The sequence below is a fragment of the Tamlana sedimenti genome, assembly GCF_038148895.1.
GTDB lineage: Bacteria > Bacteroidota > Bacteroidia > Flavobacteriales > Flavobacteriaceae > Tamlana.
This window is the reverse complement of the sequence record NZ_JBBVGQ010000006.1, coordinates 167,725-191,955: the sequence shown is the minus strand read 5'-3', so window position 1 is coordinate 191,955 and position 24,231 is coordinate 167,725. Positions and strand designations below refer to the sequence as shown.

Below are 24,231 nucleotides of genomic sequence, written 5' to 3'. Positions count from 1 at the left end.
TTTTTTGCGGGTGCAAACATACCACCCTTTTTTAGTTCCGCAATACTTTTTTTGAACTTTTTTTGAACGTTTTTTTTAATGTTTTTTTTGGGACTATGCAACACCTTAATTTACCGCATATTACGCACATAAAAAATGCTAACAAAACTGCACGGAACTAAAAAAGCAGGATAAATTTGGGGAACTGAACAACCAAAAATTTACAAAAAGAAATTCCAAACTACACCAAAACGCACTATAAAATCACGGTAAGGATAGTTTGGAGCAGTATAATAGTTGTAACCAGTAAAGGCTGAATTAAAATGTTCCGCTTTTAAATAGATTCGAGTTTGGCGGATTTTAGCATTTAAAAAATAATCTAACCTTGGAAAATCACCAAATTTACGATCTGTTTGGGTGTAGAATTCTGCCAAAAGCGGGCTGTACCCATTCATATAATACTTTGTAAAATAATTTAACGTAACGCCTGTTTGCAAATACAATGCTTTTTTAAACATATGACTTGAAAAGTACAACGTGTTTCGGGTATTGAATTCTGGCATATTCAAGACATTGTTGTCATCTTGAAGGTTTTGATATTGTATGGTGTTATTCAACGCAAACTTACCAACCTTTATTTCGTTTTCAAACTTAACCCGTAAATAGTTTATGGTTTTGTTATTCTGATAAGGCCTTATTTGTTGAGTTGTTGTATCCTTTTTAAAGTACACATAATCGTTTATAGTTGAAAAGTCCACCGTTACCTTTGCCAATTTCTTAAATCTTAACTGAAATGCCAACTGCTGGGTTTCGGTATTATTAAAATTGTTTTGCCAGTTATAGTTTATATAGTCACTTTGATATAATAAGGTATTGTAGTTTGGAGCATGCGAACTATGGTTTATGGACGCCGCAACGCCTAAATCTTCATTCAAATTAAAGCTAGCATCAGCCTTAAGGAAATTACCTTCGAAATCACCAGACACGTTTATCCCAAGTTCCCCCTGCAACTCAAAACCTTTATATTGTTTCTGGTACTTTCCTCCAGCCGAAAAAACATCACCCTTTAATCTATTGGTTATAGTGTTTCCATTTAAAAACACCAATTTATTATACCCATAATTATAATTGTTACTACTTATGTTAAATTGAAAATCACCCAATAAATGATTATAATACTCCAACTGTAACTTGTTGTAAAAACTTTCTAGTGTTGCACGTTCTTTTAGATTGCTTGTTTTGAATGCCGAACCAAAAAAAGTTGTTGCTGCGGCGGTTTGATCGTATTGATAATACTTATCCTCAAAAGAAATAATATGCCTTAAAGTAAGTTTGTTTTTTAATGAAAACTTGCTCACTTTCTTTTCTTCAGTTATTGAAGTTTCCAATTTGGGTCTATTGGCTAATGAATCTTTTTCAACTGGTTTAATTTCAATAGAGTCTTTTTTAATGGGATTTTTTTGAATGGAATCATTTCGTGCAAATCGTCTCAGACCAGATTTTTTCGATGTTGAATCTTTTACGACAGAATCTTTCCTTTCAGTAATTTGACGTTTATTAATTGGTTTTTCCCTATTACTTTTTGCCAAATTATTGAAGATGTCGTAACTGTGGTCTAAATAAAAACGCTTTCCTCGAAGCATACTTTCAGCATTTTCAAAATTAACTTCCAGAATAGAACGATCAAGAAATTCGGGCTCCCCGGTTTCAAAATTTTCTATGCTTCCACTGTTTTCATCCAAACCGCCATTTTCTTGATTCAGCAAATCTTGTGTAACAATATGGCCTTGGGCCAAATACCTTCTGTTTTTTGATTGATAATTTGACGTAAAACTGAAATTACCCGTACTGGTCAAAATATGCTGATATTTTCCCAAGGAGCGTAAACCTTTGTAAGCTATTGAAAAATTAAACTGGGAAGAGGTATTTACGGTAAAAAACGATTCTACTAATTGCCCTTGTTCAAAGGCTGTTCTAAAAAACAGTTCGGTCAGCGGAGTGGGCACGCGGTAATACTTGATATCTTCAACCTCCATATAATTGAAGTGCCTCGCCCTCGCTCCAAAAAGCGGCATTAAATTGGTGTTCTGAAAATCTAAAGTTAAACTATTATAAGTTTGCCCAAGGTTTGAAAAGGGTATTAAACCAAAATTGTCCTTTCGCAAATAATTAAACTTGTAATCTTTTTGAATGGTTAAGGTGGTATCTACAAAAGTAGTATCGTTTTCATGAGATATAATAAGGTAGTCTGATATCTTCGGAACGTATTCCCCAGCTTTTTTAGCTGTATCTTGGGTTTTGGTCAAACCGAGCTCTCTACCCAATCTACTCGGCTTGTTTTGTGCAAAACCTAAGCCAAATACAAGGGTGAACAACAGGACCAAAACTTTTTCTCTCATAGATATAGATTTCCAGGCAAAAGTAACTATTTGAACGTAAAGTGAAAGTAAATATTTTAAATTAAGAATGCCGGTAAGCTATGCCGGCATTCTTAGTTTTACTTATCATCATTTAACTGATGAATAAAGAATATTTATTGAGTTAGTCTTTTACAAACATCAACAAAAAAAATGAAAATGCAAAACTTATTGCTGATTTTGAATTAATCTATATTTTCGCTGTATGCTATTAACCAACCATTCAACATATATTTTAGAGTGTGGGACAGACGAAGCTGGACGAGGTTGCTTGGCTGGCCCAGTAACAGCAGCAGCGGTAATTTTACCACAGAAATTTGAAAATAGCATTTTAAACGATTCCAAACAACTTAGCGAAGACAAAAGAGAACTTTTAAAGCCAATCATTGAAGAACAGTCATTAACATTCGGCGTTGCCCATATTTTTCAGGAAGATATTGATAAAATAAACATTTTAAACGCTTCTATTCTGGCTATGCACAAATCGGTTGAGCAGCTTAGTCCTGTGCCGGAATTTATAATTGTTGACGGCAATAAATTTAAACCGTATCTTGACATTCCACACGAAACTATCATAAAAGGAGATGGCAAATATTTAAGCATAGCCGCAGCTTCCGTTTTGGCTAAAACGCATAGAGATGCTTACATGAATGTCATACATGAAGAATTTCCGATGTACAACTGGAAAAAGAACAAAGGCTATCCCACCAAAGAACATAGAGAGGCTATAAAAAAATATGGCATAACGAAGTACCATAGAAAATCGTTCAGGTTGTTACCGGAACAATTTAAGTTGGAGTTATAAATTTTTAATGCGTTAAAAAAAACATTAGGTTTGTAAAAATTAATTCAATCCATGAAATTTTTTTGGCTTTCCCTCCTACTTATAACGGTTTTTAATTGCGCCAATCCATACACCGAACGCACCGAACTTATTGATTATGCTCCTGAAAAAGCCTCCATTATTTTAAGTGCACCAAACCTTGAAAGCCTAAAAAGTAGCATAAAAAATAGCGAGTTTTTGCAAACCGTATCGAATACAAGTTGCTATAGATCTATAGAAGATAATTTATCCAATCTTTCGCATTTAAAACCGAGTGGTGAGATTTTACTTTGTTTTTTGAAAGATGACAACGACAGCCTTCAATATGCTGTAATAACGAAACAAAACCAAAATTTATTTAAAAGAGACTCTTTACCAAACTACACAGAAGAACTTATTTCTTTCAAAAGTAAAGCCATTGTAAAATCAACATTAAATAAAAACACGTTTTATAGTTTGGTTATTGACAGTACGTTTTTCGCATCTTCTTCTTTGGAAACAACAAAGGGATTGCTGAACGAAAGTTCTGTAGACGAACAGGTGTCCAAAATATTTAACACATCAAGTAAAGAGAAAACATTTTCAGTTATTGTGAAGTCAAACGACGACTTCATAAAATCTGTTTTTATAGAAGACTCCCTTTCCTTGGCCAACTTTACAAATCATTTAGCTTTAGATGTCGAGTTAAGCCAAAATGAAACCTATTTTAACGGTATAACTAAGGCCACAGATTCTTCAGAAAGCTTAATCAATATTTTTAAAAATACTATTCCCCAACAGAATCAAATTCAAAATGCAACACCCTCAAATAGTGATGGTTTTATGAGTTTTACTTTTGACAATTATAAAATTTTTGAAACCAATCTGAAAAAATTCAACAAAAAAGATTCCATAGCAAACACTACCACACTTTTTGATAACATTATTGAGGTCGGTGTACTTTATGAAGATAAAAACAGGGCTGTTGTATTAAATTCCATTGACATTATTGCTACCAATGATGCACTTTTAAGCGAGCAAACCAAAATAGATTCATATCGCGAAATCGACATTTTCAGCTTTAGTAAACCTCGTCTGTTTAGTGAAACATTTAGCCCCTTGGTTTCATATAAAAACGCCAACATGTATTGCGTATTGGATGATTTTTTTGTGTTTACCGATAATCTTGAACTGCTTCAAAGCATCATAGCCAATTACCAAAATGAAACGGTTTTAGGACAAAAGGATTATTTTAAAAACATGAGCGAAAAATTGAGCAGTGCAGCCTCACTTCTTCAAGTTTGTAATTCCTCTACCCTAAAAACTATAGTGAACAAAAATTTAGAAACTGAGGGTGATTTTGAGTTTAAGAGTTATAACGTTTCGGCGATTCAGTTTATTTACGACCATGATTTTGCCCATTTAAATGGCATCATTTCCAAAAATAAGGCAAAAGCTTCTGCTAATTCAATTTCAGAGGAACTCAACATAAAATTAGATGCCGATTTGTTGACCAACCCGCAATTTGTAAAAAACCACAGAACCAACGAAAAAGAAATTGTGGTGCAAGATGTAAACAATAACCTTTATTTAATTTCCAATTCTGGTAAAATTTTATGGAAAAAACAACTACAAGGCCCTGCTTTAGGAACCATTGAACAGATTGATATTTACAAAAACGGGCGCCTACAACTTATTTTTGCTACACCAAACAGGGTTTATGTTTTAGACCGAAACGGGAAAGACGTTTCTCCTTTTCCGTTAAACTTTAACGATAAAATTACCCAACCACTTTCGGTTTTTGATTACGATAAGCGCAAAAACTACCGCCTTTTGGTCACCCAAAGCAAGCATGTTTTAATGTACAATGTACAGGGCCAAATAGTTAAAGGTTTTACTTTTAATTCGGCCAATGATGATATTATTTCACAACCAAAACATTTTAGGATTGGCAGTAAAGATTATATAACCATAAAAACGGAAAACAAATTTTACATTTTGGACAGAATTGGCAAAATACGTGTAAAACCAAAGTCGGAGAGTGCCTATTCGAACCAACCCGTCTTTTTATACAATGATAAATTTACAACCACAACTGCAGATGGTGATTTGGTGTCCGTTGATTCACGTGGCAATGTTTCAAAAACCAGCTTAAATCTTTCATCAAACCATTCTATTGAAACCACCAGTAAAACACTTGTTACACTTAGCGAAAACAAACTATCCATAAAAAGTAAAACTTCTGAATTGGATTTTGGCAACTACACCCAACCACGAATCTTCTACATTTACGACAAAATTTACGTATCTACCACTGATTTGCAATCCCACAAAATCTATCTTTATGACAGCCAATCAAAAATGATTGATAATTTTCCAGTTTATGGCAATTCGGTGATTGAACTTGACAATATAGATAGAGACAGAAATTTAGAGTTCGTAACCAAAGGGGAAAGCAATTCTATTATTTTGTATCAAATCAATTAATTTGTCGGCCAATAATTAAGTTGAAAACTGCTTAATAAAAATTTGCGCAGGTAATTTGTCGGTAAAAAAGTAATCTTTATATTTAGAGCAGCTATTAATCAATCCATTACAGATGAAATCACCAAAAAATGCATTTGGCATTCTTCCTTTTTTTGATGATTCTTTCTTATTCATTTTACCCTATAAATCGCAAACCAAACAAATAAATCTCGCAAAACTATTGATGTAAATTTGTAAAAATATAACGATAACCAAATCGCAAGTCCTCGAATCTCACGGAACGTCAAAGCATTAAGCTTTGGCGTTCTTTTTTTGAGCTTATTATTTTTGAAATCACTACTATTGCAATACCAAAAACTACAACATGATTTCAAGAAAAAACGCTTCAATTTCAAAATTCATCATCCATAAAGTTGGCAATAAGTTCAACAATACAAAAAATGCCTTTTCAGAAGAATTGGTTGATTTTGACGAAGCCAGCTACGAGCTCATGCTGCCCTTTTTATTGCGGCCGTTTTCTGGTGTTGTACAGAGCTATCGCTTCAACCACCACGCCAATATCTCATTAAATGAAATAAATAGTTACGCCTCACAAATATTTAATGACGACAATGATTTTATTGAAGTTTCAAAACACGTGGTTATGCATTTGTATGAACAATCCAATTCAGCAAACATTAAAACAGGTGATGTTTTGGTAGTCATGTTTGAAAGCATAGAATTCAATGAAATCACAACCAACGCCTTTGGCATTTTTAAAATTGAAAACAAAGTAAACTTCTTTCAAACCTATTTAGAAAACAACAGCTATGATGTATTGGTTCAGAAAGGCATCAGCTCAAAAAAAGTGGATAAAGGTTGCTTAATTTTGAACCAGAGTGATGGAGAAGGCAACATTATTTTAAGTGTAGACAATAATAGTTATGATGCCCAATATTGGCTCAATCATTTTCTAAATATAAAATATGCCGATGATGCCAATAACCACACCCAACAGTATATTGAATTGTGCAAGGATTTCTCCACCGAAATCATAAAAACCACTTATGGGGCAAAGGAAAGAAGCACTTTTTTAACTAAAACCATCGATTTTTTCAAAGAAAATGAAGTGGTCAATATAGAGCGTTTTAAAGATGAGATTTTTGAAGATGATAAACACAAAAAAGAATTCGATACCTTTAAAAAGGAATTTGAAGGCGAGCAAAATGTGGTCATCAGAAACCAGTTTGACGTAGCCGAAGCTGTTGTGAATAAAGAAAAGCGCAAAATTAAAACCGATATAAAACTCGATACCCACATCCAAATAAAACTGGACATTGATGCACCAGATGCTTCAGCAGAATATTTAGAGCGCGGGTATGATGAAGAAAAGAAAATGCATTTTTATAAGGTGTTCTTTAATGCCGAAGATTAAAACTTTTAAAATGAAACCTGTTGCCACCATTTTGATATTGCTGTGTTGCATCAATCTATTTGGGCAAAGCACCAATGATGATTTTAATACCTTGAAGGCGTCAAAAAAATGGAAGCTTAAATTTGAAAACAGCCTGACAAACAACTGGAAAGACCATTGGTTTTTAGATGGTAAACGTGCAAAAGTTGAAACCAATGAAAAAGGCATGACCTTTACTGCCGGCTCCGTTGAAAGAAACGATTCCTGCCATGCTGTACTATGGACCAATAAATCCTTTAAAGGCGACATAAAAATTGAATACGAATACACACGAACAGACACCAAACAAAAATGGGTGAACATCCTTTACATTCAAGCTACTGGAGTTAAACCCTACGCAAAGGATATTTTCAAATGGAAAGAGGCTAGAACTGTTCCTGCCATGAAAACTTATTACAACCATATGAACGCCCTGCATATAAGCTATGCCGCTTTTAACAATAATACGGGCGAGGAATATGTTAGGGCAAGAAAATATCCGGTTAAACCCGGTGAAAACTTTAATACTAGCACCGAAATTCCCCCTGCTTTTACTGATACGGGATTGTTCCTGCCAAACCAAACCTACAAAATCACAGTTATAAAAACTGATGAAACCCTTTATTTTAATGTAGAGGGCAAAAATGAGTCAAGATTATTTTCTTGGGATATTTCAGAAATCGGTTCTGTAAAAAACGGACGTATAGGTTTGCGCCATATGTTCACGCGTTCGGCAAGATATGCTGATTTTAAGGTGTTCATTAAATAATACCCAATACCTTTAGTCCGATTTCGTTTTTTTATTAACTTGTAGGGCATGAAAAACAGCAAGTCCAGACCCAAAAAGTTTAACTACGAAAAAGAATTAGCCAAATTACATACCGAGCTTGTGCACCTGCAACAATGGGTAAAAAAACAAGGATTAAAAGTTGTTATTGTTTTTGAGGGTAGAGATGCCTCTGGAAAAGGTGGCACCATAAAACGGTTTACCGAACCCTTGAATCCGCGGATTTGTAAAGTGGTTGCTTTGGGTGTACCTACCGAAAAAGAAAAGACCCAATGGTATTTTCAACGCTACGTTCAATATTTACCGGCGGCTGGCGAAATTGTTCTTTTTGATAGAAGCTGGTACAACCGTGCCGGTGTTGAAAAAGTTATGGGGTTTTGTACTGATGAGGAATACCGTGAATTCCTCCGTTCCTGTCCAGAATTTGAACGCATGTTGGTTAGGTCTGGCATTATTGTTTTAAAATATTGGTTTTCAGTCAGTGATGAAGAACAGGAAAGACGATTTAAAAACCGAATAAACAATCCCTTAAAACGTTGGAAATTTAGCCCAATGGATTTAGAATCGCGTTCGCGTTGGCTGGAATATTCAAAAGCTAAAGACCAAATGTTTGCACATACCGACACCAAGCAGGTACCCTGGTATGTTGTAAACTCAGATGACAAGAAAAAGGCTCGACTAAATTGCATTAGCCATGTTTTGAGCATGATTCCTTATGAAGAGATGGACGTTACACCTATTGAACTTCCTGAGCTTCCAGATTATGCAGGCTATGTGCGCCCACCTATAAACTACCAAACATTTGTGCCTGAGAAGTATTAATTAAGATTTATATAAGTGATTAAAACAACGGGGTTCATCAATTAGCATTAATTTGCCCAAACTAACTACTAATCGAAACTTAAGTTTATGGTTTTAATTTCAATAGGAATTTTGATTATTCTACAAATAATACTTTTAATCCCGTCCTATTTTTTCTACAAAAAGCGAATTAAAAAATTTTCTAAAAGCCATTACAAGGCGCTGAGTTTAATTGCTGTTTTTGTAATGCCAATTATTTACACGACAATATTAAGTTTTTTAATAATTAGAGTTATTGATCCGATATGGAGGTCAAAGGATTTTGACTCGAAACTCTGGATTGAAAATAAAAATATTAGATACCGAATGGTAAAAAAGCTAGAAACGAAAAAACTGCTAATAGGCAAAACAAAAGAAGAAGTTATAGAATTGTTAGGAAAAGACTATAATGAAAACTGCGCTGGCTGGGTTGGCGATAAAACAATTTGTTATGTTGCTTATGACCCAGATGACCTCGGAATTCTAGACCATTATGAATTTGTAATCTGCCTTGATTCAAAAAACATGGTATATAAAGTGAGTTGTGAATACATTTAAAAAATCGAATAATAATGCATAACCGTAATTGACAGTTCTAGTGGATCCTTACTAGAACTAAAAAAACTTAGCCTCAAAAAGATTGGAAAAATGCTTCACCAGTTTTTCCTTTACTTGGTCTTCATCAATATGCTTTTTGCCAAGTTCAACATTTAAAGAAGTCACCGCCTTTCCACGAATACCACAAGGAATAATATTATCAAAATAACCTAAATCGGCATTTACATTAAGAGCAAAACCGTGCATGGTAACCCATCGGCTGGCACGTACACCCATAGCACAAATTTTTCTGGCAAACGGTGTACCAACATCCAACCAAACACCAGTTTCTCCATCACTCCGTTCTCCTTTTAAGCCATACTCTGCCAAAGTAAGAATAATCATTTCCTCTAAAAAACGAAGGTATTTATGAATGTCCGTAAAGAAATTATCTAAATCCAGAATGGGATAGCCAACAATTTGTCCCGGCCCGTGATAAGTAATATCGCCTCCCCTATTAATTTTATAGAAAGTCGCCCCTTTTTCAGTAAGTTGTTTCTCGTTTAAGAGCATGTTTGCTAAATCGCCACTTTTGCCCAAAGTATACACATGCGGATGCTCTACAAATAAGAAATAGTTAGTGGTAATATCGTTTAAGTTTTCCCTGCGGTTTCTAATTTTGGCATCAACAATGCCTTTGAACAATTCTTCTTGGTAATCCCAAGTTTCCTTGTAGTCTTTAAAGCCTAAATCTTGCAGTAAAACAGTCTTATTCATAGGCTGCAAAATTACAATAAATTTATGTTCTAACGGTTGGGGTTGTTTAGTATTACCAAAGCAGCTATAACTCCAGGCACCCAGCCGCAAAGCCACAATAAAAATACAATAAAGATAGAGCCACAACCTTTATCCAATACGGCCAAAGGTGGACATATAATTGAAAGTAAAACTCTCCAAAAACTCATTTTGATTTATTTTAATGATTGATGATTGCCTATTTGACGTTACATTCAGCATTTTGTTACAAAGATTTCCGTTGAAAATATTCGCATCTATTTTGAATAAATTATAGTAGTTTAGCGGTATGGAAAAACGTTTTATTTTTATATTTTTTGTGCTGTTTTCGTTCTCTGTGAAAGCGCAATATTCTTTTACAGGGCATGTTGACAATGAAGAATGGCACAACAATGTTTACCTTTCCATAATTGAGGATTACCGAAAAATTTCCGGTGTTTATTTTGAGCAAATTATAGCGAAAGTAACTACTGATAGCCTGGGCTATTTTAGGTTTACTGGGAACCAATTGGAAAATGACAACAGAATTTACAGAATACATGTAGACAATTGTTTTGAAAGCGAACAAAACCAAAACCATTTTTATGGCCATTGCGATGAAAGCAAAGAAGTTATTTTCATTGCAAAAAACAACGACACTATTGTATTTCCTATTTCTTTTGAGCAGCAAATATTCTGCGACATAAAATCTACAAACCAAAAAGCAAAAGCCTTTGTTAAGATTGATTCTTTAAGGGAAGAAATGAAATTTGCTTTTAGCGAATTCAGAAGCGAGGCCAACCGAAAATTAAATACTAAAAAATGGTTTAAGACCCTACAGGATTTTGGTCAACATCTCAATGAACCCTTGGCCGAACTCTATATCTACTCATTTCTTTCGGACAGAGGAAATGATCTGCATAACCATTATTTAGAAGACATAAAAAACAATGATTATTATGAGGATTTGTTAACCAGGCTAGAAACACAATATCCAAGTTCCAGCTACACTAAACAGTACAAGGCAGAATTAAATTCAGATAAATATATTGTTAATGGAACTTCTGATTCTGGTTTTAAATTGAACTACTTGCTTTACTTTCTTTTGGTGGTATCACTGTCATTTAACTTGTGGTTTTGGTTTTCCAAAAAGAAAAATAAACCCAACACCATAACAAAAGCCAAAGAGCAACTTACCAAACAAGAGCAAAACATTCTCTCACTTTTATTGGAAGAAAAGAGCAACAAAGAAATTGCTGACAGTCTTTTTATCAGTTTAAGCACGGTAAAAACCCATGTTAACAACATTTATAAAAAACTTAACGTACAATCTAGAGACCAAATTAAATCACTGTTTAACAACTAGTTAATAAATTTAAACCTAAGTACTAGTACTCATTTCAACCCATAATTTTATTGACGTTTATAAAAATTTTATGATGTTTGTGTCTTTATAAACCAAAAAACTCGAACATTATGAACTTATCTAAAAATGCTTTCTTTTCTTTAAAGACCAAAGCTTTATTAATTCTTTGCCTATTAGTTTATGGTATTAACTTTTCACAAGAAAGTGAGACAAGTGAAAAAGCAGGTGTTTTTACTTTTGAAACTACCGAAATAGACTATGGCACGATTGAACAAAATGCTGATGGCGAACGATTTTTTAAATTTACCAATACCGGAGACGCACCTATTGTAATTTCAAATGCAAAAGGATCTTGTGGTTGCACAGTGCCCACTTATACCAAAAATATGATTGCTCCGGGAGAAAAAGGAGAAATTAAAGTGAAATACGCCACTAATAGAATTGGAAAATTCTCAAAAACGGTAACGCTAACATCAAACGCATCAGAACCTACTAAAATTTTAAAAATTAAAGGCGAGGTTTTAAAGCCCGAAGTGGAACCAGCAGCAAATTAACCTCAAATTTCTTTTCACAAAAATCTACCAATAAGTTGTATGCTAATTTTTTGAAAATAACGTAATTTTGCAGGCGTCTGTAAAAAAGGCAGAATTCAAAATTAATTAGCATGCAGCTTTCAGAACAAGAATTAGTAAGAAGAGACAAGTTAAATAAACTTCGCGAGTTAGGAATCAATCCTTATCCAGCAGATTTATACCCTGTAGACCACACTTCAAAACAAGTAAAGGAAAATTTTGAAGAAGGAAAAAAAGTGGTGATTGCTGGCCGATTGATGATGATCAAGGTTCAGGGAAAAGCCAGTTTTGCCCAATTACAAGATGCCGAAGGAAAAATTCAGGTCTACTTTAATCGTGATGAAATATGCCCTAGTGATGACAAAACCAAATACAACGAAGTCTTTAAAAAATTACTTGATTTTGGTGACTTTGTTGGTATTGAAGGCGAACTCTTCAAAACCCAAGTAGGTGAAAAAACAGTAAAAGTTAAAGATTTTACCTTGCTTAGTAAAGCACTAAAACCGCTACCCCTTCCAAAAGAAAAAGATGGTAAAGTATACGATGCCTTTACCGACCCGGAACAACGCTACAGACAACGTTATGCTGATTTGGTTGTAAACCCAAATGTTAAAGAGGTTTTTGTAAAACGCACAAAATTGTTCAATGCCATGCGTCAGTTTTTTAACGATGCTGGTTATTTTGAAGTTGAAACCCCTGTTTTACAACCTATTCCAGGTGGTGCGGCTGCAAGACCATTCGTCACACACCACAATGCCTTAGATGTGCCATTATATATGCGAATTGCCAACGAGCTATACTTAAAAAGATTGATTGTTGGTGGTTTTGATGGTGTTTACGAGTTTTCTAAAAACTTCAGAAATGAAGGCATGGACAGAACCCATAACCCTGAGTTTACCGCCATGGAAATTTATGTGGCCTATAAAGACTACAATTGGATGATGGACTTCTGCGAGCAATTACTTGAGCATTGTGCCGTTGCTGTAAACGGAACAACTAAAGCTACTTTCGGGGAACACGAAATAGATTTTAAAGCACCTTATGCACGGGTGACTATGGCCGATTCCATCAAGCAATTTACAGGATTTGATATTACAGGAAAAAGCGAAGCCGAAATAAGAAAAGCTGCAGTAGATATAGGCATTGAAGTAGATGACACCATGGGCAAAGGCAAATTGATTGATGAAATTTTTGGTGAAAAATGCGAAGGCAACTACATACAGCCAACTTTCATTACCGATTACCCAAAGGAAATGAGCCCATTGTGTAAAGAACACCGTGATAATCCTGAATTGACTGAGCGTTTTGAACTTATGGTTTGTGGCAAGGAAATAGCAAATGCATATTCTGAATTAAACGACCCCATTGATCAACGTGAACGTTTTGAACATCAGTTAAAATTGGCGGCTAAAGGTGATGACGAGGCAACCGAATTTATTGACTATGATTTTTTACGAGCTTTGGAGTACGGTATGCCCCCAACTTCTGGGATGGGGATTGGTATGGACCGATTAATTATGTTTTTAACCAATAACCAATCTATTCAGGAAGTGCTGTTCTTTCCTCAAATGCGTCCAGAGAAAAAGGTTGTGGCTGTTAGCGAGGATGCCAAAGCCGTTTTTGAAATCTTAAAAAAAGCTGAAAAACTTGGACTTGACGATTTAAAAAACCAGTCAGGTTTATCAAATAAAAAATGGGACAAGACCATTAAGGAACTTACCAAAAGCAATTTAGCAAAAGTCGAAAAGACTGATGACGGACTTTTTGTCGGCGTAGTTTAGACTTTATTTATTCTGATTTTTCAGAAAGAAACGATATAAAAGGAATCGCTAAAATGCGGTTCCTTTTTTATTTCAAGGAATTTTCTATCCCATTTCGATATGTTTCAAATTCAATCAGGTTATTATGACCAGCACCTTCCACAGTTATAAATTTAGCTTGTGTTTTAGGGGCGACCTCAAACAATTTTTTGGCTGAATTAAAAGGAACAATATCATCATTCGTTCCATGAACCATCGTTATGGGGCAACTTACGTTCTTTACAAACTTAAACGTTGGAAATTTATATTTAAGCAGCATTTCAACAGGTAAAAAAGGAAATCGAGACTTCCCTACATCGACCATGCTGTAATAGGGCGATTCCAAGATAAGTTGTTTTGGTTTGTTTTTTGAAGCCAAATAAGTGGCTATTCCAGTTCCCAATGAACGTCCGTAGAGTGTTATTTCAGGTTCATCGTAATGTTTCAATAAGTAATCGTAGAACAACTGGGCATCATTATAAAAAGCCTTTTCACTTAACTTGCCAGTGCTTTTACCATAGGATCTGTAATCCATAATCAAAACGTCATACTTCTTTTCAACAAAAAATTCAGCTATTGTTCCCCAACGTGATAAATCGCCTGCATTGCCATGAAAATATAGTATTATACCTTTTGGGTTTTCAATCTTAAAATGAAGGGCATTCAGTTTTGCACCATCACTGGTCTCAAAATTCAATTCTTCAAAATTATAATTGAACTCAAATTGATAATTCTGTTCTAAGGTTGTGGGCAAAAACAATATTTTTTCCTGAAGAAAATACAATGATGCTGTTATCATAAAATAAATACCGAATAATACAAAAATTAGCCTTTTAAGCTTTCGCTTTAGTGGCTTTGGAGCTGTGTTTGACATGAATACTAGTGGTTGACAAATCGATATTTTGAGGTTTTGAATTAAGTATATCATGAATCATTTCATGGTAAGATTCAAAATTATTTAAATTTTTATGGCCACCCCCAATAACCGTATGCAGTTTTGTGAGTTTCGGATTGATTTTGGATAATTTTAAACTTGTTTTATACGGAATTAATTTATCGTTGGTTCCGTGGATGATATGAATGGGGCATTGCACATACTTGAGCCACTTGTATGTTGGAAGCGGATATTTTAACAAAACCGAAAGCGGCATAAATGGGGCATAACGTGCCGTAACTTTGGTCATGCTATAGTAAGGTGCATCTAAAATGAGCATTTTTGGATTGTTCATCGAGGCCAACTTTGCAGCAAAACCCGAACCTAAAGAACGACCATATAAAATAACACGGTCTTCGGTGGTTCGTTCTTTTATTCTGTTGTACACCTGCTGCAAATCGCGCTTAATGGCTTTTTGGGAGCGCTTACCCGTACTTTTTCCAAAACCTCTGTAATCAACCATCAGAACATTGTAATTATGGCGCGTAAAATCTACTGCAAATTTACCCCATCCTCTAATGCTTTTTGAATTTCCCTTCAGGTACAAAACAATACCCTTGGGTTCTCCCTTCGGTTTAAAAAGGAGTCCGTTAATAACCGCACCATCCCGGGTTTCCAAATTATACTCTTTGGTATCTTGGTTTTCGTAATAGAACTCAAAATCTTTTGGAAGCTTTTCAGGCTTAAATAACATATAGTCCTGCAAATAATACAAAGCCACACTTATTGCTATATAGGCAATCAATAAAACCCAAACAATATGTAACCAATACGGCATGTTAAAAACCTGTTAGAACACTAAGTTACAACAAAAGTTGAAAACAATTTTGGGAAGCTATAAAACAAAAAAAGCCATCCTTAGCAGGCTGGCTTTTTTTAAACAAACTAAACTTTAACTTTTTTGCACAATAATGAGAATATTGTGCTTAACTAAACTAACTATACAAAGAGACACAATATTTCTCATGTATAAAATTAATTTTGAAATATTTAACACTCACAGGAACAGTTTTATAACTTCATTAAGAGACGTTTATTAGAAGTGTTAATTTTTTAAGAATACAACGTAGCCAAAACTTAAATTTCTACTTTTGTGCGATGCTAAAAAAACTGTTTGTACTTTTTATTTGTTCAATCTACATAAATGGTTTCGCTCAAGAAAAAGATAGCCTATCTTATAAAAACGGCATAAGCAACCCAAGTCTTTTGGCAACACACCATTTTGGTATTTTCAGTTCAAGAATAAATGCTAATTTTAAATATTTACCATACAAAAAACCAAGGTTCAGCATTGATTACTCCAGCGGGAACAACTTCCATCCGTTTGTTGAGGCACATTACCCAAAAGATCCCGAGATAAGAGAACGACTCAGTCAAACCATATGGCACGACCGCCAGTTTACCTTTTTAGATCAAGAAACCACGCCAGCAGATTACATGAATATTTTAGTTGACGCAGTTATTAAGGAGTTTAGGTTAAATTTTGAAATCCCCATAAACAAAAGGCACGAACTAACTTTAAATTTCAGGTCTTATTTAATTACCAAAGGGAAATATCCTTTTTCATTTTTTACCGCCGACGAAAGCATCGAGTGGTTCCACTCCAATGTTGCTGGAGGTGAAGACCCTTATGGACGGCGTTATTATGGTCTAAACCAAGTTAACTTTAGATATCTCGACCGAAATGGAAACACCCTTGAACTGAGGCAGAACAATTTCTTTTTGGGCGGTATTGAGTTAAGCCATTATTACTACCCGCAACTTGCAATAAATGACTCCAAAAATATATTCATCAATTTTGGAAGCCATTTGGGGCTAAATACATCAAGATTCAATTCTTCCATGGATTTTGGTTTATCTGCCAATGCCATTAAAAAGATTGATCTAAAAAACAAATATGAACTCAATGTAGCCTTGGGAGCCAATGTTTTGAGAAAAAATATAGTCAATTTTAAAGAGGTTATAGATTTGGGAAACAACTCTTATTTGGGCACTTTTGAAACCAATTTAGAGATTACAAAATATACCAAAAAAGGCAATTATAATGCTTTTGGGGTAAACTTTCAGGCACAAAGCCGTTACAACAAAAAGGAAGAATTCGGGTATTTTAGGCTTTTAGGTAAATGGCGAGAAATCAATGGCGGTTGGCAAAACGGTGTTTACACCTTATATAGCACAATACAAAACTGGAATTTCGTTTACACCTATGGCAAACCCAATTTTCAGTTTTCCATTTATATAAAGGAAGATTTTGAAGTCAACAACGCCCCAGATTTCCAAACGGGCATCAGCATAAAATTACCTATTGTAAAGTAGCTTCTATAATCTCTTCATTACCATAAACGTTAACATCTAGTTAAAAGCTAATGGCCTTTAAACCTTTTCAAGTTTTTAAAGTCCTATTGGTATAAATCAAAAATATCAAAAAATGAAAAAGCTTTTAATTATTGCAATTGCTTTGGTTAGCATTCAAGGAATTGCACAGGAAGAGAAGAAACCACCAATGGCCAAAGACAAAATGCAACGTATGCAGGATTTAACCCCTGAGGAGGCTGCCACGTTACAAACAAAAAGAATGACTTTGCACTTAGATTTGAGCAAGTCGCAACAAGATGAGATTTACAAAATCAATTTGGACAATGCCACCAAACGAAAAGAAATGATGACAGCGTGGAAAGCCAAAAAGGAAAGTGGTGATATGGAAAAACCTTCAAAAGAAGAACGTCTTCAAAGAGAAAATGCGAGATTGGACCATCAGATTGCAGTGAAGGCAAAAATGAAGAAGATTTTGAATGATGACCAATATGCAAAGTGGGAAAAGAGTCAAGCAAGGATGGGTATGAAAGGAAATGAAAAAAAGCAAGAGTTAAGAAAAACGATGCGCAAAAAAAATATGCAAAAAGAGTAAAGTTGACTGATTTTAGTTTAGTTTGTTGATGAAAAGCGCATTTCTGAATTTTGAAATGCGCTTTTTTTATAAACTTTTAGCAACCCTTCTTACAGCAGCTATCGTAAAATCTAAATCCTGATAAGTTAAAGCATCTGTAATAAACCAAGTTTCAAATGCGCTTGGTGCAATATAAACACCTTCATTAAGCATCCCGTGAAAAAACTTTTTAAAGGTCTCATTGTTCCCTCTCGCTGCGGTATCAAAATCTATAACTTCAGCTTCATCAAAATACACCGAAATCATTGAACCTGTCTGATTGATGGTGTGTACCACCTTATTTTCATTTAAAACCTTAGCAATACCTTTATGCAGATATTCCGTTTTTTCAGCTAAACGATTAAAAATTTTGGCATCGTTGTCCAACTCCGTCAACATGGCCAAACCAGCTGCCATGGCCAAGGGATTTCCACTTAAAGTCCCTGCTTGGTAAACAGGTCCTAAGGGTGCCAAATGATTCATAATTTCATTTCTAGCCGCAAAAGCTCCAACCGGCAAACCGCCACCGATTACCTTTCCAAAGCAAACAATATCTGCATTTATCTTAAAAAGTTCTTGTGCCCCTCCCTTGGCTAATCGGAAACCTGTCATAACCTCATCAAAAACCAACAAAATATTGTTGGTATCGCAGAGCGCTCTTAAGTTTTGCAAAAAGCCTTCCTTTGGTGGAATACAGCCCATATTTCCTGCTACAGGCTCAATAATAATACAAGCAATTTCGTTTTTGTTGGCTTCAATTAATTCCTTTACATTATCAATATCATTATACTTAGCCAATAAGGTGTCCTTTGCCGTACCTTGGGTTACTCCCGGGCTATTGGGCGTTCCAAAGGTACTAGCACCACTTCCAGCTTGAATTAAAAACGAATCGGAATGCCCATGGTAGCAACCAGCAAACTTGATGATTTTATCCTTTCCTGTAAAACCGCGTGCCAAACGCACTGCACTCATACAGGCTTCTGTCCCCGAATTCACAAATCGAATTTTATCAATGTTCGGCACCATAGAAACTGCCAATTCGGCAATTTGGGTTTCAATTTCAGTGGGCATACCAAACGAAGTTCCTTTTTTGGCTTTTTCAATTACAGCATCCACGACCGATTTATGGGCATGGCCTAAAATCATCGGCCCCCAAGAATTGATATAGTCAATTAACCGATTATCATCTTCATCATATAAATAGGCACCTTTTGCTTCTTTTACAAAAATTGGAGTACCGCCAACACCTTTAAAGGCCCTTACGGGTGAATTTACCCCTCCGGGAATAACTTTTTCAGCTTCTGCAAACAATGCACTGCTTCTTTTATAAATCATTTTTTAATTGTTTGATACCGGTTTAACAACTAACACTTGCCCAATGCTAAGTGCCGTATCATTTAAACCATTTATGTTTTGAAGTTCTTTTACCGTGGTATTATATCTTTTTGAAATGGAATACAATGTATCTCCTTTAGAAACGGTGTAGGTAACAAATGCGTTCTCTACAACTTGAGGTTCATATTTTGTGTAAGAATCACCCAAAACGGCTTTGTCGTATTCATGCAAGTTGTAGCGTTCAATCAGGTCAATTAATTTTTGCGGATATTTTCTATCGGTAGCATAACCAGCCTCTTTCAATCCTTTTGCCCAACCTTTGTAATCTTCTTTCTTTAAAAGAAAAAGACCTGAATATCGCTTTCGTTCTGTTAAAAACAACGAATGGTCCCTGAAGGAATATTTAGCATCTTTATATTTTCGGAAGCATTCTTGTTTTTTATCATCGTCGTGATAGATTTTAGCCCCGGTCCACTCATGGCATTTTATGCCAAAATGGTTATTGGCTTCAACCGAAAGACGCCCACTTCCCGAGGCTGACTCCAATATCCCTTGGGCCAAGGTAATGCTGGCTGGGATTCCGTATAAAACCATTTCATTTTGGGCAACTTCTTTGTAATTATCAATATAGCGTTCAGTGTTACTAGCATAAACTTTTGGGGCTTCTTCTATAACTTCCTTTTGCTTATCAGTTCTATCTATTACTATCTGTCTTTCAGTGTCGTTACCTTTTTTGGTCACAATAGCCTTTTTAGATTTACAACTAAAAAGAAGACATCCAACACATAATAATACTATTATTCTGTTCATTAATTTGTGGTAATTATTGGTAAATTTTTCTTCTTCAAAAGAGCGTTCATACCTTCAATGCCTTGCAAACCTCCGGTATGAATGGCCAGTATTTTTGACCCTTTTGGAAAATATCCTTTTTTGGCCAAATCAAAGATTCCGAAAAGCATTTTTCCTGTGTAAACAGGATCTAGCTGTATATTATAATCGGCTTTGAATTGATTAATAAACGTGACTAAATCTTCATTTATTTTGGCATATCCCCCAAAATGATAGTCGGCAATCAATTTCCAATTGCTCTTGGTTACAAATTTACTAATATCTTGTTGTAAAAAGTTTCCTTTCAAAGCAGGAAAACCCAAAACTTGTTGACTAGGTTTTGAACAATTTATAAGTCCTGAAATGGTACCACCGGTTCCAACGGAACAACACACATAATCGAATTGCTTATCCTCATGCGTTAAAATTTCTTCGCAACCCTTTATAGCCAGAGGATTTGTTCCGCCTTCAGGAATTAAGTAAAAGTCTCCAAATTCTTCTTTTAACCTAGACAAAAAATCTTCCGAGGTTTTGTTTCGATATTCATCGCGCGAAACAAACTTAAACTGCATGCCATTTTGCTGGGCAAAACGCAACGTACTGTTTTCATTAATTTTATTCTTTAGCTCTTCACCTCTAATAATTCCAATCGTATGAAAACCAAACCTTTTTCCAGCAGAGGCCACAGCAGCAATATGGTTGGAAAATGCACCACCGAATGTTAGCAAGGTTTTAAAACATTCTTTTTTTGCTTCCTGTAAATTATACTTAAGCTTTCGGTATTTGTTGCCAGAAACGAACGGATGAATTTGGTCTTCCCTTTTTATAAATAGCTCAACTCCAAATTTCTTAGGTAATGCCAAATGCTTATTGATGCTATTTTCGAGTTTGAAATCCATTGCCACGAAGATAACCCAAAAATGCCCAAAATGATCTTTTGACTAGATACCCTGAATCCTTTTCATTGGCATAAGCTTCCCTCTCAAAAGAAATATTCCGATATGCAAAATGCCAATTTTTGTATTGTGCCAATCGCCAAAAAAATTCAATACCATAAAACAGATAAAAGGGAATAATCAACAACTCAATTTGCTGACGTAAATGGAGTTTTTCATGGTTAATCAATACTTTATCTTCCCTAAGTTGTTCATGCTTCAAAAAAACAAACGGAAAAATTGTCATTCCCATATAACCTCTGGGGACTAAATATTTAGAGACGAAAATCATATAAATTGAAAATCAAAAATCAATCCAATTTACTTTATATTTGCTTATATATGAAAAAAATTGTCCCGATTGAAGAAGGTGATTATTACATAACGCCCGAAGGTTACCGCTGTTTTACGGAACAGTATCATTTAAAACGTGGCTATTGTTGCGAAAGTGGTTGCAGACACTGCCCCTATGGATACGATAAAAGAACAAACAGTATAAAAAGTTAACTCCACCCATTTTTACCAGACCTTGGTACGATTATTGCTGCTTTTATTTAGTGAAAACGTATAAGAAAAAGCCTTTTTTGTCCTTAAAAAATTCATTCTAAGAACCATTAATTTTATTTGCTATGAAAAATTTTTTAAAAACCGTTCCAATTTTGGCATTACTAATTGTTGCTACTTCATGCAGTTCAATTAGAGTGGCTGCCGATTACGATAAAAATGCAACCTTTAACGATTATAAAACGTTCGCTTTTTTTAAAACGGGAATTGACAAGGCCGAAATTAGCGACCTTGACAAACGCCGTATTTTAAGAGCCATTGAAGCTGAACTTTTGGCCAAAGGCTATACTAAATCTGAAAATCCAGACTTATTAGTGAGTTTGTTTACCAAATCGCAACAACGTGTTGATGTTTACAACAATGCCTGGGGCTATGGTGCCTGGGGTTGGGGCGGATGGGGCCCATGGGGTGGCTACGGACCTGGCTGGGGTTGGGGCTGGAACCAACCAACTACATCGGTAAGCACACAAGGCACTCTTTACATTGACCTTATTGATGCCAATAAAAAGGAATTGGTATGGCAAGGCATGGGTACAGGCTACTTAAGTAAAAACATGGAGAAAAAAGAAGCACGCATCAAGGAATTTGTTGCCGAAATTATGGCGAAATATCCTCCTGGAGCACAACAATAAAATTTTAAAAGCAGCTTAAAGTTGCTTTTTTTTATGGAAAATATGGTTTTGCGTGGCCATTGTCAACTAGCCATTGGTTAACTTCCAGTCCGTCTTCCAAAATTATATTTGCCAAATATCGGCCGTATTTGCCCTGTTTATCTTTGTAAGAACGGATAGTGACTTCTTTGTCTAAAACCATTTCCCTTAAAATATCCCTGACTTTTATACCTTCTTCTTTTTCTGCTCCCCTTAATTCGGGCGTATCAATGCCATACAAACGAAGTTTCATTTCTTGAAAATGCAGAAAACCTAAATCTACAACGGCGGTTACTGTATCGCCATCGTAAACATCAATAATTTTTGCCTTATAATTGTACATAATTCACTTTTTAATTGTTCGTTTCTCTATTTATTAAATATACACAAATACTTAATCAATTTTAATATTATCCTATTTCGAACCATATTTTTAAATAATTCTTTGAAAAACAAAACATTTTATAAATATTCCGTATTTTTACTTATCACCTAAAGCAAATTTTGTCATGCCCGAGCATATAGAATCTAACCACATTTTAAATCGCCTACCCAAACACCTGAAGCAGTTTATTAAGCCACAGAATTACAAGTTATATTCCGCAATTGACCAAGCTGTTTGGCGGTATGTTATGCGGAAAAATGTCGATTTTTTAAGTACCGTGGCTCATAAATCGTATGTGGAAGGGTTGAAAAAAACAGGTATTTCTATAGACCACATTCCCAATATGTACGGCATGAACCGTATTTTGAAAGATATTGGTTGGGCAGCCGTGGCCGTTGATGGCTTTATTCCGCCCAATGCCTTTATGGAATTTCAGGCCTATAACGTTTTGGTCATTGCCAGCGATATTAGACAGTTAGAACACATTGAATACACTCCCGCCCCAGATATTATCCACGAGGGTGCCGGCCATGCACCGATAATTGCCAACCCCGAATATGCCGAATATTTAAGACGTTTTGGTGAAATTGGATGTAAAGCTATTTCCTCTGCCAAAGACTACGAACTTTATGAAGCTGTAAGGCATCTTTCCATTATAAAAGAAGCACCCAACACGAAAGAAGAAGACATTGCTTTCGCCGAAAAAAAAGTAGAAGAGCTTCAGCAAAATATGGGTAGTCCTAGTGAAATGGCACTCATAAGAAATCTACATTGGTGGACGGTTGAATATGGATTAATTGGCACCATTGATAATCCTGAAATTTACGGCGCCGGCCTTCTTTCTTCAATTGGGGAAAGTGCTCGGTGTTTGACGGATGACGTTAAAAAATTACCATACACAATTGATGCAGCCTATCAAGATTTTGACATCACCAAACCACAACCCCAACTTTATGTTACGCCCGATTTTGCCCTTTTAAGTTTGGTTTTGGAAGAATTTGCCAATAATATGGCTCTGCGTAAAGGTGGGCTCTCTGGAATTAACAAACTCATTGAATCTGAAGCTTTGGGTACGGTGGAATTGAGCACAGGTCTTCAAATTTCGGGTATATTTAAAGAGGTCATTGAAAATGAGGGGAACCCAATTTATATTCAAAGTGCGGGTAAAACGGCGTTGGCTTACAGAGAAAAGGAACTTGTTGGTCACGGAACCAATACCCATCCAAAAGGATTTGGTTCGCCAATTGGAAAACTGAAAGGCATCAATTTGGCTATTGAAGATATGAGTCCACGTGATTTAAGCGCTTACAACATTTACGAAGAAAAACAAGTTACTTTGGAGTTTGAAGGCGGTATTACGGTTTCAGGAGAAATCATTACAGGAAAACGCAATCTTCAAGGAAAAATAATTCTCATCAGCTTTAGCAATTGCACCGTAAGACACAACGAAACTATTTTGTTTAAACCTGAATGGGGCGATTACGATATGGCGATTGGCAAAGAAATTGTTTCAGCGTTTGCGGGCCCTGCAGATTTGAACAGTTTTGATTTAATGACCCATAAAATATCATCTCAAACCATTCATATGGAAAAATCAGGTGAGCGATTGGAACTCGAAACTTTATATCAACAAATTCGCGATTACAGAGAAGGTAAAAATCGAACAATATCAAGAACAAAAGTTTTGGAACAGCTTATTGAAAAACACCCAAACGACTGGCTTTTATCTGTTGAACTCTATGAGCTGGCCTATAAAGGGGACGAAAAAATGCTATGCGATAACATTTTAAAGCATTTGGAGACCATTAAGCAAAACAGACCTGAGGTTGGAAGATTGATTGATGATGGATTGGCTATAGTTAACTCAAAAGTAAAGGCTTAA

General features: G+C 35.3%; 24 protein-coding genes. 14 read left to right on the top strand and 10 right to left on the bottom strand.

The annotated features are described in order from the left end of the window. Window positions 1–200: 200 nt before the first annotated feature. The gene (locus WJN01_RS14435; RefSeq protein ID WP_445197867.1) at window positions 201–2,378 is read right to left on the bottom strand and encodes a putative porin; all 2,178 of its coding nucleotides are present in this window, start codon (window positions 2,376–2,378) and stop codon (window positions 201–203) included. Between the two features lie 223 nt (window positions 2,379–2,601). Between WJN01_RS14435 and rnhB the strand changes: the two genes are divergently transcribed. The 6 genes from rnhB (at window position 2,602) to WJN01_RS14405 (ending at window position 9,302) form a co-directional block, all read left to right on the top strand. Then, entirely contained in the window at window positions 2,602–3,201 is a 600-nt protein-coding gene (gene rnhB, locus WJN01_RS14430; protein WP_445197866.1) for a ribonuclease HII, read from the top strand. Between the two features lie 51 nt (window positions 3,202–3,252). Continuing rightward, window positions 3,253–5,685, top strand: a complete 2,433-nt coding sequence (locus tag WJN01_RS14425) for a ribonuclease HII (RefSeq protein WP_445197865.1) — start codon at window positions 3,253–3,255, stop codon at window positions 5,683–5,685. Window positions 5,686–6,049: 364 nt separating this feature from the next. Next, entirely contained in the window at window positions 6,050–7,099 is a 1,050-nt protein-coding gene (locus tag WJN01_RS14420; RefSeq protein WP_445197864.1) for a nucleoid-associated protein, read from the top strand. Between the two features lie 10 nt (window positions 7,100–7,109). Next, complete coding sequence (locus WJN01_RS14415; protein WP_445197863.1) at window positions 7,110–7,886, top strand: DUF1961 family protein; 777 nt, start codon at window positions 7,110–7,112, stop codon at window positions 7,884–7,886. 48 nt (window positions 7,887–7,934) lie between these two features. Next, window positions 7,935–8,726 carry a polyphosphate kinase 2 gene (gene ppk2, locus WJN01_RS14410; protein WP_445197862.1) on the top strand — a complete coding sequence of 264 codons (792 nt, stop codon included), beginning with the start codon at window positions 7,935–7,937 and terminating at the stop codon, window positions 8,724–8,726. Window positions 8,727–9,071: 345 nt separating this feature from the next. Then, window positions 9,072–9,302 carry a hypothetical protein gene (locus WJN01_RS14405; protein WP_445197861.1) on the top strand — a complete coding sequence of 77 codons (231 nt, stop codon included), beginning with the start codon at window positions 9,072–9,074 and terminating at the stop codon, window positions 9,300–9,302. A 57-nt stretch (window positions 9,303–9,359) separates the two neighbouring features. On the opposite strand, the gene lipB is transcribed toward WJN01_RS14405, so the two are convergent. Then, a complete protein-coding gene (gene lipB / locus WJN01_RS14400) occupies window positions 9,360–10,058 on the bottom strand; it encodes a lipoyl(octanoyl) transferase LipB (RefSeq protein WP_445197860.1) in 699 nt (232 codons plus the stop codon). Between the two features lie 29 nt (window positions 10,059–10,087). Further along, window positions 10,088–10,246: a YqaE/Pmp3 family membrane protein gene (locus WJN01_RS14395; RefSeq protein ID WP_223548593.1), complete on the bottom strand. Its 159-nt coding sequence runs from the start codon at window positions 10,244–10,246 to the stop codon at window positions 10,088–10,090. Window positions 10,247–10,365: 119 nt separating this feature from the next. Here WJN01_RS14395 and WJN01_RS14390 point away from each other — a divergent pair, with 119 nt between their 5' ends. The 3 genes from WJN01_RS14390 to lysS all read left to right on the top strand — a co-directional run bounded on the left by WJN01_RS14390 (window position 10,366) and on the right by lysS (window position 13,774). Next, window positions 10,366–11,421 (top strand): helix-turn-helix domain-containing protein, encoded by a 1,056-nt coding sequence (locus tag WJN01_RS14390; RefSeq protein ID WP_445197859.1) that lies wholly within the window; start codon window positions 10,366–10,368, stop codon window positions 11,419–11,421. 110 nt (window positions 11,422–11,531) lie between these two features. Next, on the top strand, window positions 11,532–11,975 hold the full coding sequence (locus WJN01_RS14385; protein ID WP_445197858.1) for a DUF1573 domain-containing protein: 444 nt from the start codon (window positions 11,532–11,534) through the stop codon (window positions 11,973–11,975). A gap of 110 nt (window positions 11,976–12,085) precedes the next feature. Then, window positions 12,086–13,774 (top strand): lysine--tRNA ligase, encoded by a 1,689-nt coding sequence (gene lysS / locus WJN01_RS14380; protein WP_445197857.1) that lies wholly within the window; start codon window positions 12,086–12,088, stop codon window positions 13,772–13,774. Between the two features lie 67 nt (window positions 13,775–13,841). Here the strand turns inward: lysS and WJN01_RS14375 are convergent, their stop codons facing one another. Next, window positions 13,842–14,591 carry an alpha/beta hydrolase gene (locus tag WJN01_RS14375; protein WP_445197856.1) on the bottom strand — a complete coding sequence of 250 codons (750 nt, stop codon included), beginning with the start codon at window positions 14,589–14,591 and terminating at the stop codon, window positions 13,842–13,844. Between the two features lie 34 nt (window positions 14,592–14,625). Next, window positions 14,626–15,504, bottom strand: a complete 879-nt coding sequence (locus WJN01_RS14370; RefSeq protein ID WP_445197855.1) for an alpha/beta hydrolase — start codon at window positions 15,502–15,504, stop codon at window positions 14,626–14,628. 320 nt (window positions 15,505–15,824) lie between these two features. Between WJN01_RS14370 and WJN01_RS14365 the strand changes: the two genes are divergently transcribed. Then, entirely contained in the window at window positions 15,825–17,042 is a 1,218-nt protein-coding gene (locus WJN01_RS14365) for a hypothetical protein (RefSeq protein WP_445197854.1), read from the top strand. A gap of 112 nt (window positions 17,043–17,154) precedes the next feature. Continuing rightward, window positions 17,155–17,634, top strand: a complete 480-nt coding sequence (locus WJN01_RS14360) for a DUF4890 domain-containing protein (protein WP_445197853.1) — start codon at window positions 17,155–17,157, stop codon at window positions 17,632–17,634. A 66-nt stretch (window positions 17,635–17,700) separates the two neighbouring features. Here WJN01_RS14360 and hemL read toward each other — a convergent pair whose 3' ends face one another. From hemL to WJN01_RS14340, 4 genes are read right to left on the bottom strand one after another with little or no spacing between them, the layout of a single operon-like run. Next, window positions 17,701–18,987, bottom strand: coding sequence for a glutamate-1-semialdehyde 2,1-aminomutase (gene hemL / locus WJN01_RS14355; RefSeq protein WP_445197852.1), 1,287 nt, complete (start codon window positions 18,985–18,987; stop codon window positions 17,701–17,703). 3 nt (window positions 18,988–18,990) lie between these two features. Continuing rightward, entirely contained in the window at window positions 18,991–19,797 is an 807-nt protein-coding gene (locus WJN01_RS14350) for a glucosaminidase domain-containing protein (RefSeq protein WP_445197851.1), read from the bottom strand. Next, a complete protein-coding gene (locus tag WJN01_RS14345; protein ID WP_445197850.1) occupies window positions 19,797–20,714 on the bottom strand; it encodes a 1-aminocyclopropane-1-carboxylate deaminase/D-cysteine desulfhydrase in 918 nt (305 codons plus the stop codon). The genes WJN01_RS14350 and WJN01_RS14345 overlap by 1 nt, the downstream gene beginning before the upstream one ends. Further along, complete coding sequence (locus WJN01_RS14340) at window positions 20,692–21,003, bottom strand: hypothetical protein (protein ID WP_445197849.1); 312 nt, start codon at window positions 21,001–21,003, stop codon at window positions 20,692–20,694. The genes WJN01_RS14345 and WJN01_RS14340 overlap by 23 nt, the downstream gene beginning before the upstream one ends. Before the next feature lie 89 nt (window positions 21,004–21,092). On the opposite strand from WJN01_RS14340, the gene WJN01_RS14335 reads away from it, so the two are divergent. After that, window positions 21,093–21,257 carry a C1orf53 family protein gene (locus WJN01_RS14335; protein WP_370480011.1) on the top strand — a complete coding sequence of 55 codons (165 nt, stop codon included), beginning with the start codon at window positions 21,093–21,095 and terminating at the stop codon, window positions 21,255–21,257. Between the two features lie 122 nt (window positions 21,258–21,379). Next, complete coding sequence (locus WJN01_RS14330; protein WP_445197848.1) at window positions 21,380–21,946, top strand: DUF4136 domain-containing protein; 567 nt, start codon at window positions 21,380–21,382, stop codon at window positions 21,944–21,946. Between the two features lie 31 nt (window positions 21,947–21,977). On the opposite strand, the gene WJN01_RS14325 is transcribed toward WJN01_RS14330, so the two are convergent. Next, window positions 21,978–22,307: a thermonuclease family protein gene (locus tag WJN01_RS14325; protein ID WP_445197847.1), complete on the bottom strand. Its 330-nt coding sequence runs from the start codon at window positions 22,305–22,307 to the stop codon at window positions 21,978–21,980. Window positions 22,308–22,473: 166 nt separating this feature from the next. Between WJN01_RS14325 and WJN01_RS14320 the strand changes: the two genes are divergently transcribed. Next, complete coding sequence (locus WJN01_RS14320; protein WP_445197846.1) at window positions 22,474–24,231, top strand: aromatic amino acid hydroxylase; 1,758 nt, start codon at window positions 22,474–22,476, stop codon at window positions 24,229–24,231.

Bases quoted from the DNA above. Each gene is read 5' to 3' on its own strand.
- WJN01_RS14360 (WP_445197853.1), top strand. From the start codon at position 17,155: ATGAAAAAGCTTTTAATTATTGCAATTGCTTTGGTTAGCATTCAAGGA.
- WJN01_RS14415 (WP_445197863.1), top strand. From the start codon at position 7,110: ATGAAACCTGTTGCCACCATTTTGATATTGCTGTGTTGCATCAATCTA.
- WJN01_RS14420 (WP_445197864.1), top strand. From the start codon at position 6,050: ATGATTTCAAGAAAAAACGCTTCAATTTCAAAATTCATCATCCATAAA.
- hemL (WP_445197852.1), bottom strand. From the start codon at position 18,987: ATGATTTATAAAAGAAGCAGTGCATTGTTTGCAGAAGCTGAAAAAGTT.
- WJN01_RS14395 (WP_223548593.1), bottom strand. From the start codon at position 10,246: ATGAGTTTTTGGAGAGTTTTACTTTCAATTATATGTCCACCTTTGGCC.
- WJN01_RS14340 (WP_445197849.1), bottom strand. From the start codon at position 21,003: ATGGGAATGACAATTTTTCCGTTTGTTTTTTTGAAGCATGAACAACTT.
- WJN01_RS14335 (WP_370480011.1), top strand. From the start codon at position 21,093: ATGAAAAAAATTGTCCCGATTGAAGAAGGTGATTATTACATAACGCCC.
- WJN01_RS14390 (WP_445197859.1), top strand. From the start codon at position 10,366: ATGGAAAAACGTTTTATTTTTATATTTTTTGTGCTGTTTTCGTTCTCT.
- WJN01_RS14425 (WP_445197865.1), top strand. From the start codon at position 3,253: ATGAAATTTTTTTGGCTTTCCCTCCTACTTATAACGGTTTTTAATTGC.
- WJN01_RS14375 (WP_445197856.1), bottom strand. From the start codon at position 14,591: ATGATAACAGCATCATTGTATTTTCTTCAGGAAAAAATATTGTTTTTG.
- WJN01_RS14325 (WP_445197847.1), bottom strand. From the start codon at position 22,307: ATGTACAATTATAAGGCAAAAATTATTGATGTTTACGATGGCGATACA.
- rnhB (WP_445197866.1), top strand. From the start codon at position 2,602: ATGCTATTAACCAACCATTCAACATATATTTTAGAGTGTGGGACAGAC.
- WJN01_RS14345 (WP_445197850.1), bottom strand. From the start codon at position 20,714: ATGGATTTCAAACTCGAAAATAGCATCAATAAGCATTTGGCATTACCT.
- WJN01_RS14435 (WP_445197867.1), bottom strand. From the start codon at position 2,378: ATGAGAGAAAAAGTTTTGGTCCTGTTGTTCACCCTTGTATTTGGCTTA.
- WJN01_RS14370 (WP_445197855.1), bottom strand. From the start codon at position 15,504: ATGCCGTATTGGTTACATATTGTTTGGGTTTTATTGATTGCCTATATA.
- WJN01_RS14385 (WP_445197858.1), top strand. From the start codon at position 11,532: ATGAACTTATCTAAAAATGCTTTCTTTTCTTTAAAGACCAAAGCTTTA.
- lysS (WP_445197857.1), top strand. From the start codon at position 12,086: ATGCAGCTTTCAGAACAAGAATTAGTAAGAAGAGACAAGTTAAATAAA.
- ppk2 (WP_445197862.1), top strand. From the start codon at position 7,935: ATGAAAAACAGCAAGTCCAGACCCAAAAAGTTTAACTACGAAAAAGAA.
- WJN01_RS14365 (WP_445197854.1), top strand. From the start codon at position 15,825: ATGCTAAAAAAACTGTTTGTACTTTTTATTTGTTCAATCTACATAAAT.
- WJN01_RS14320 (WP_445197846.1), top strand. From the start codon at position 22,474: ATGCCCGAGCATATAGAATCTAACCACATTTTAAATCGCCTACCCAAA.
- WJN01_RS14350 (WP_445197851.1), bottom strand. From the start codon at position 19,797: ATGAACAGAATAATAGTATTATTATGTGTTGGATGTCTTCTTTTTAGT.
- WJN01_RS14405 (WP_445197861.1), top strand. From the start codon at position 9,072: ATGGTAAAAAAGCTAGAAACGAAAAAACTGCTAATAGGCAAAACAAAA.
- WJN01_RS14330 (WP_445197848.1), top strand. From the start codon at position 21,380: ATGAAAAATTTTTTAAAAACCGTTCCAATTTTGGCATTACTAATTGTT.
- lipB (WP_445197860.1), bottom strand. From the start codon at position 10,058: ATGAATAAGACTGTTTTACTGCAAGATTTAGGCTTTAAAGACTACAAG.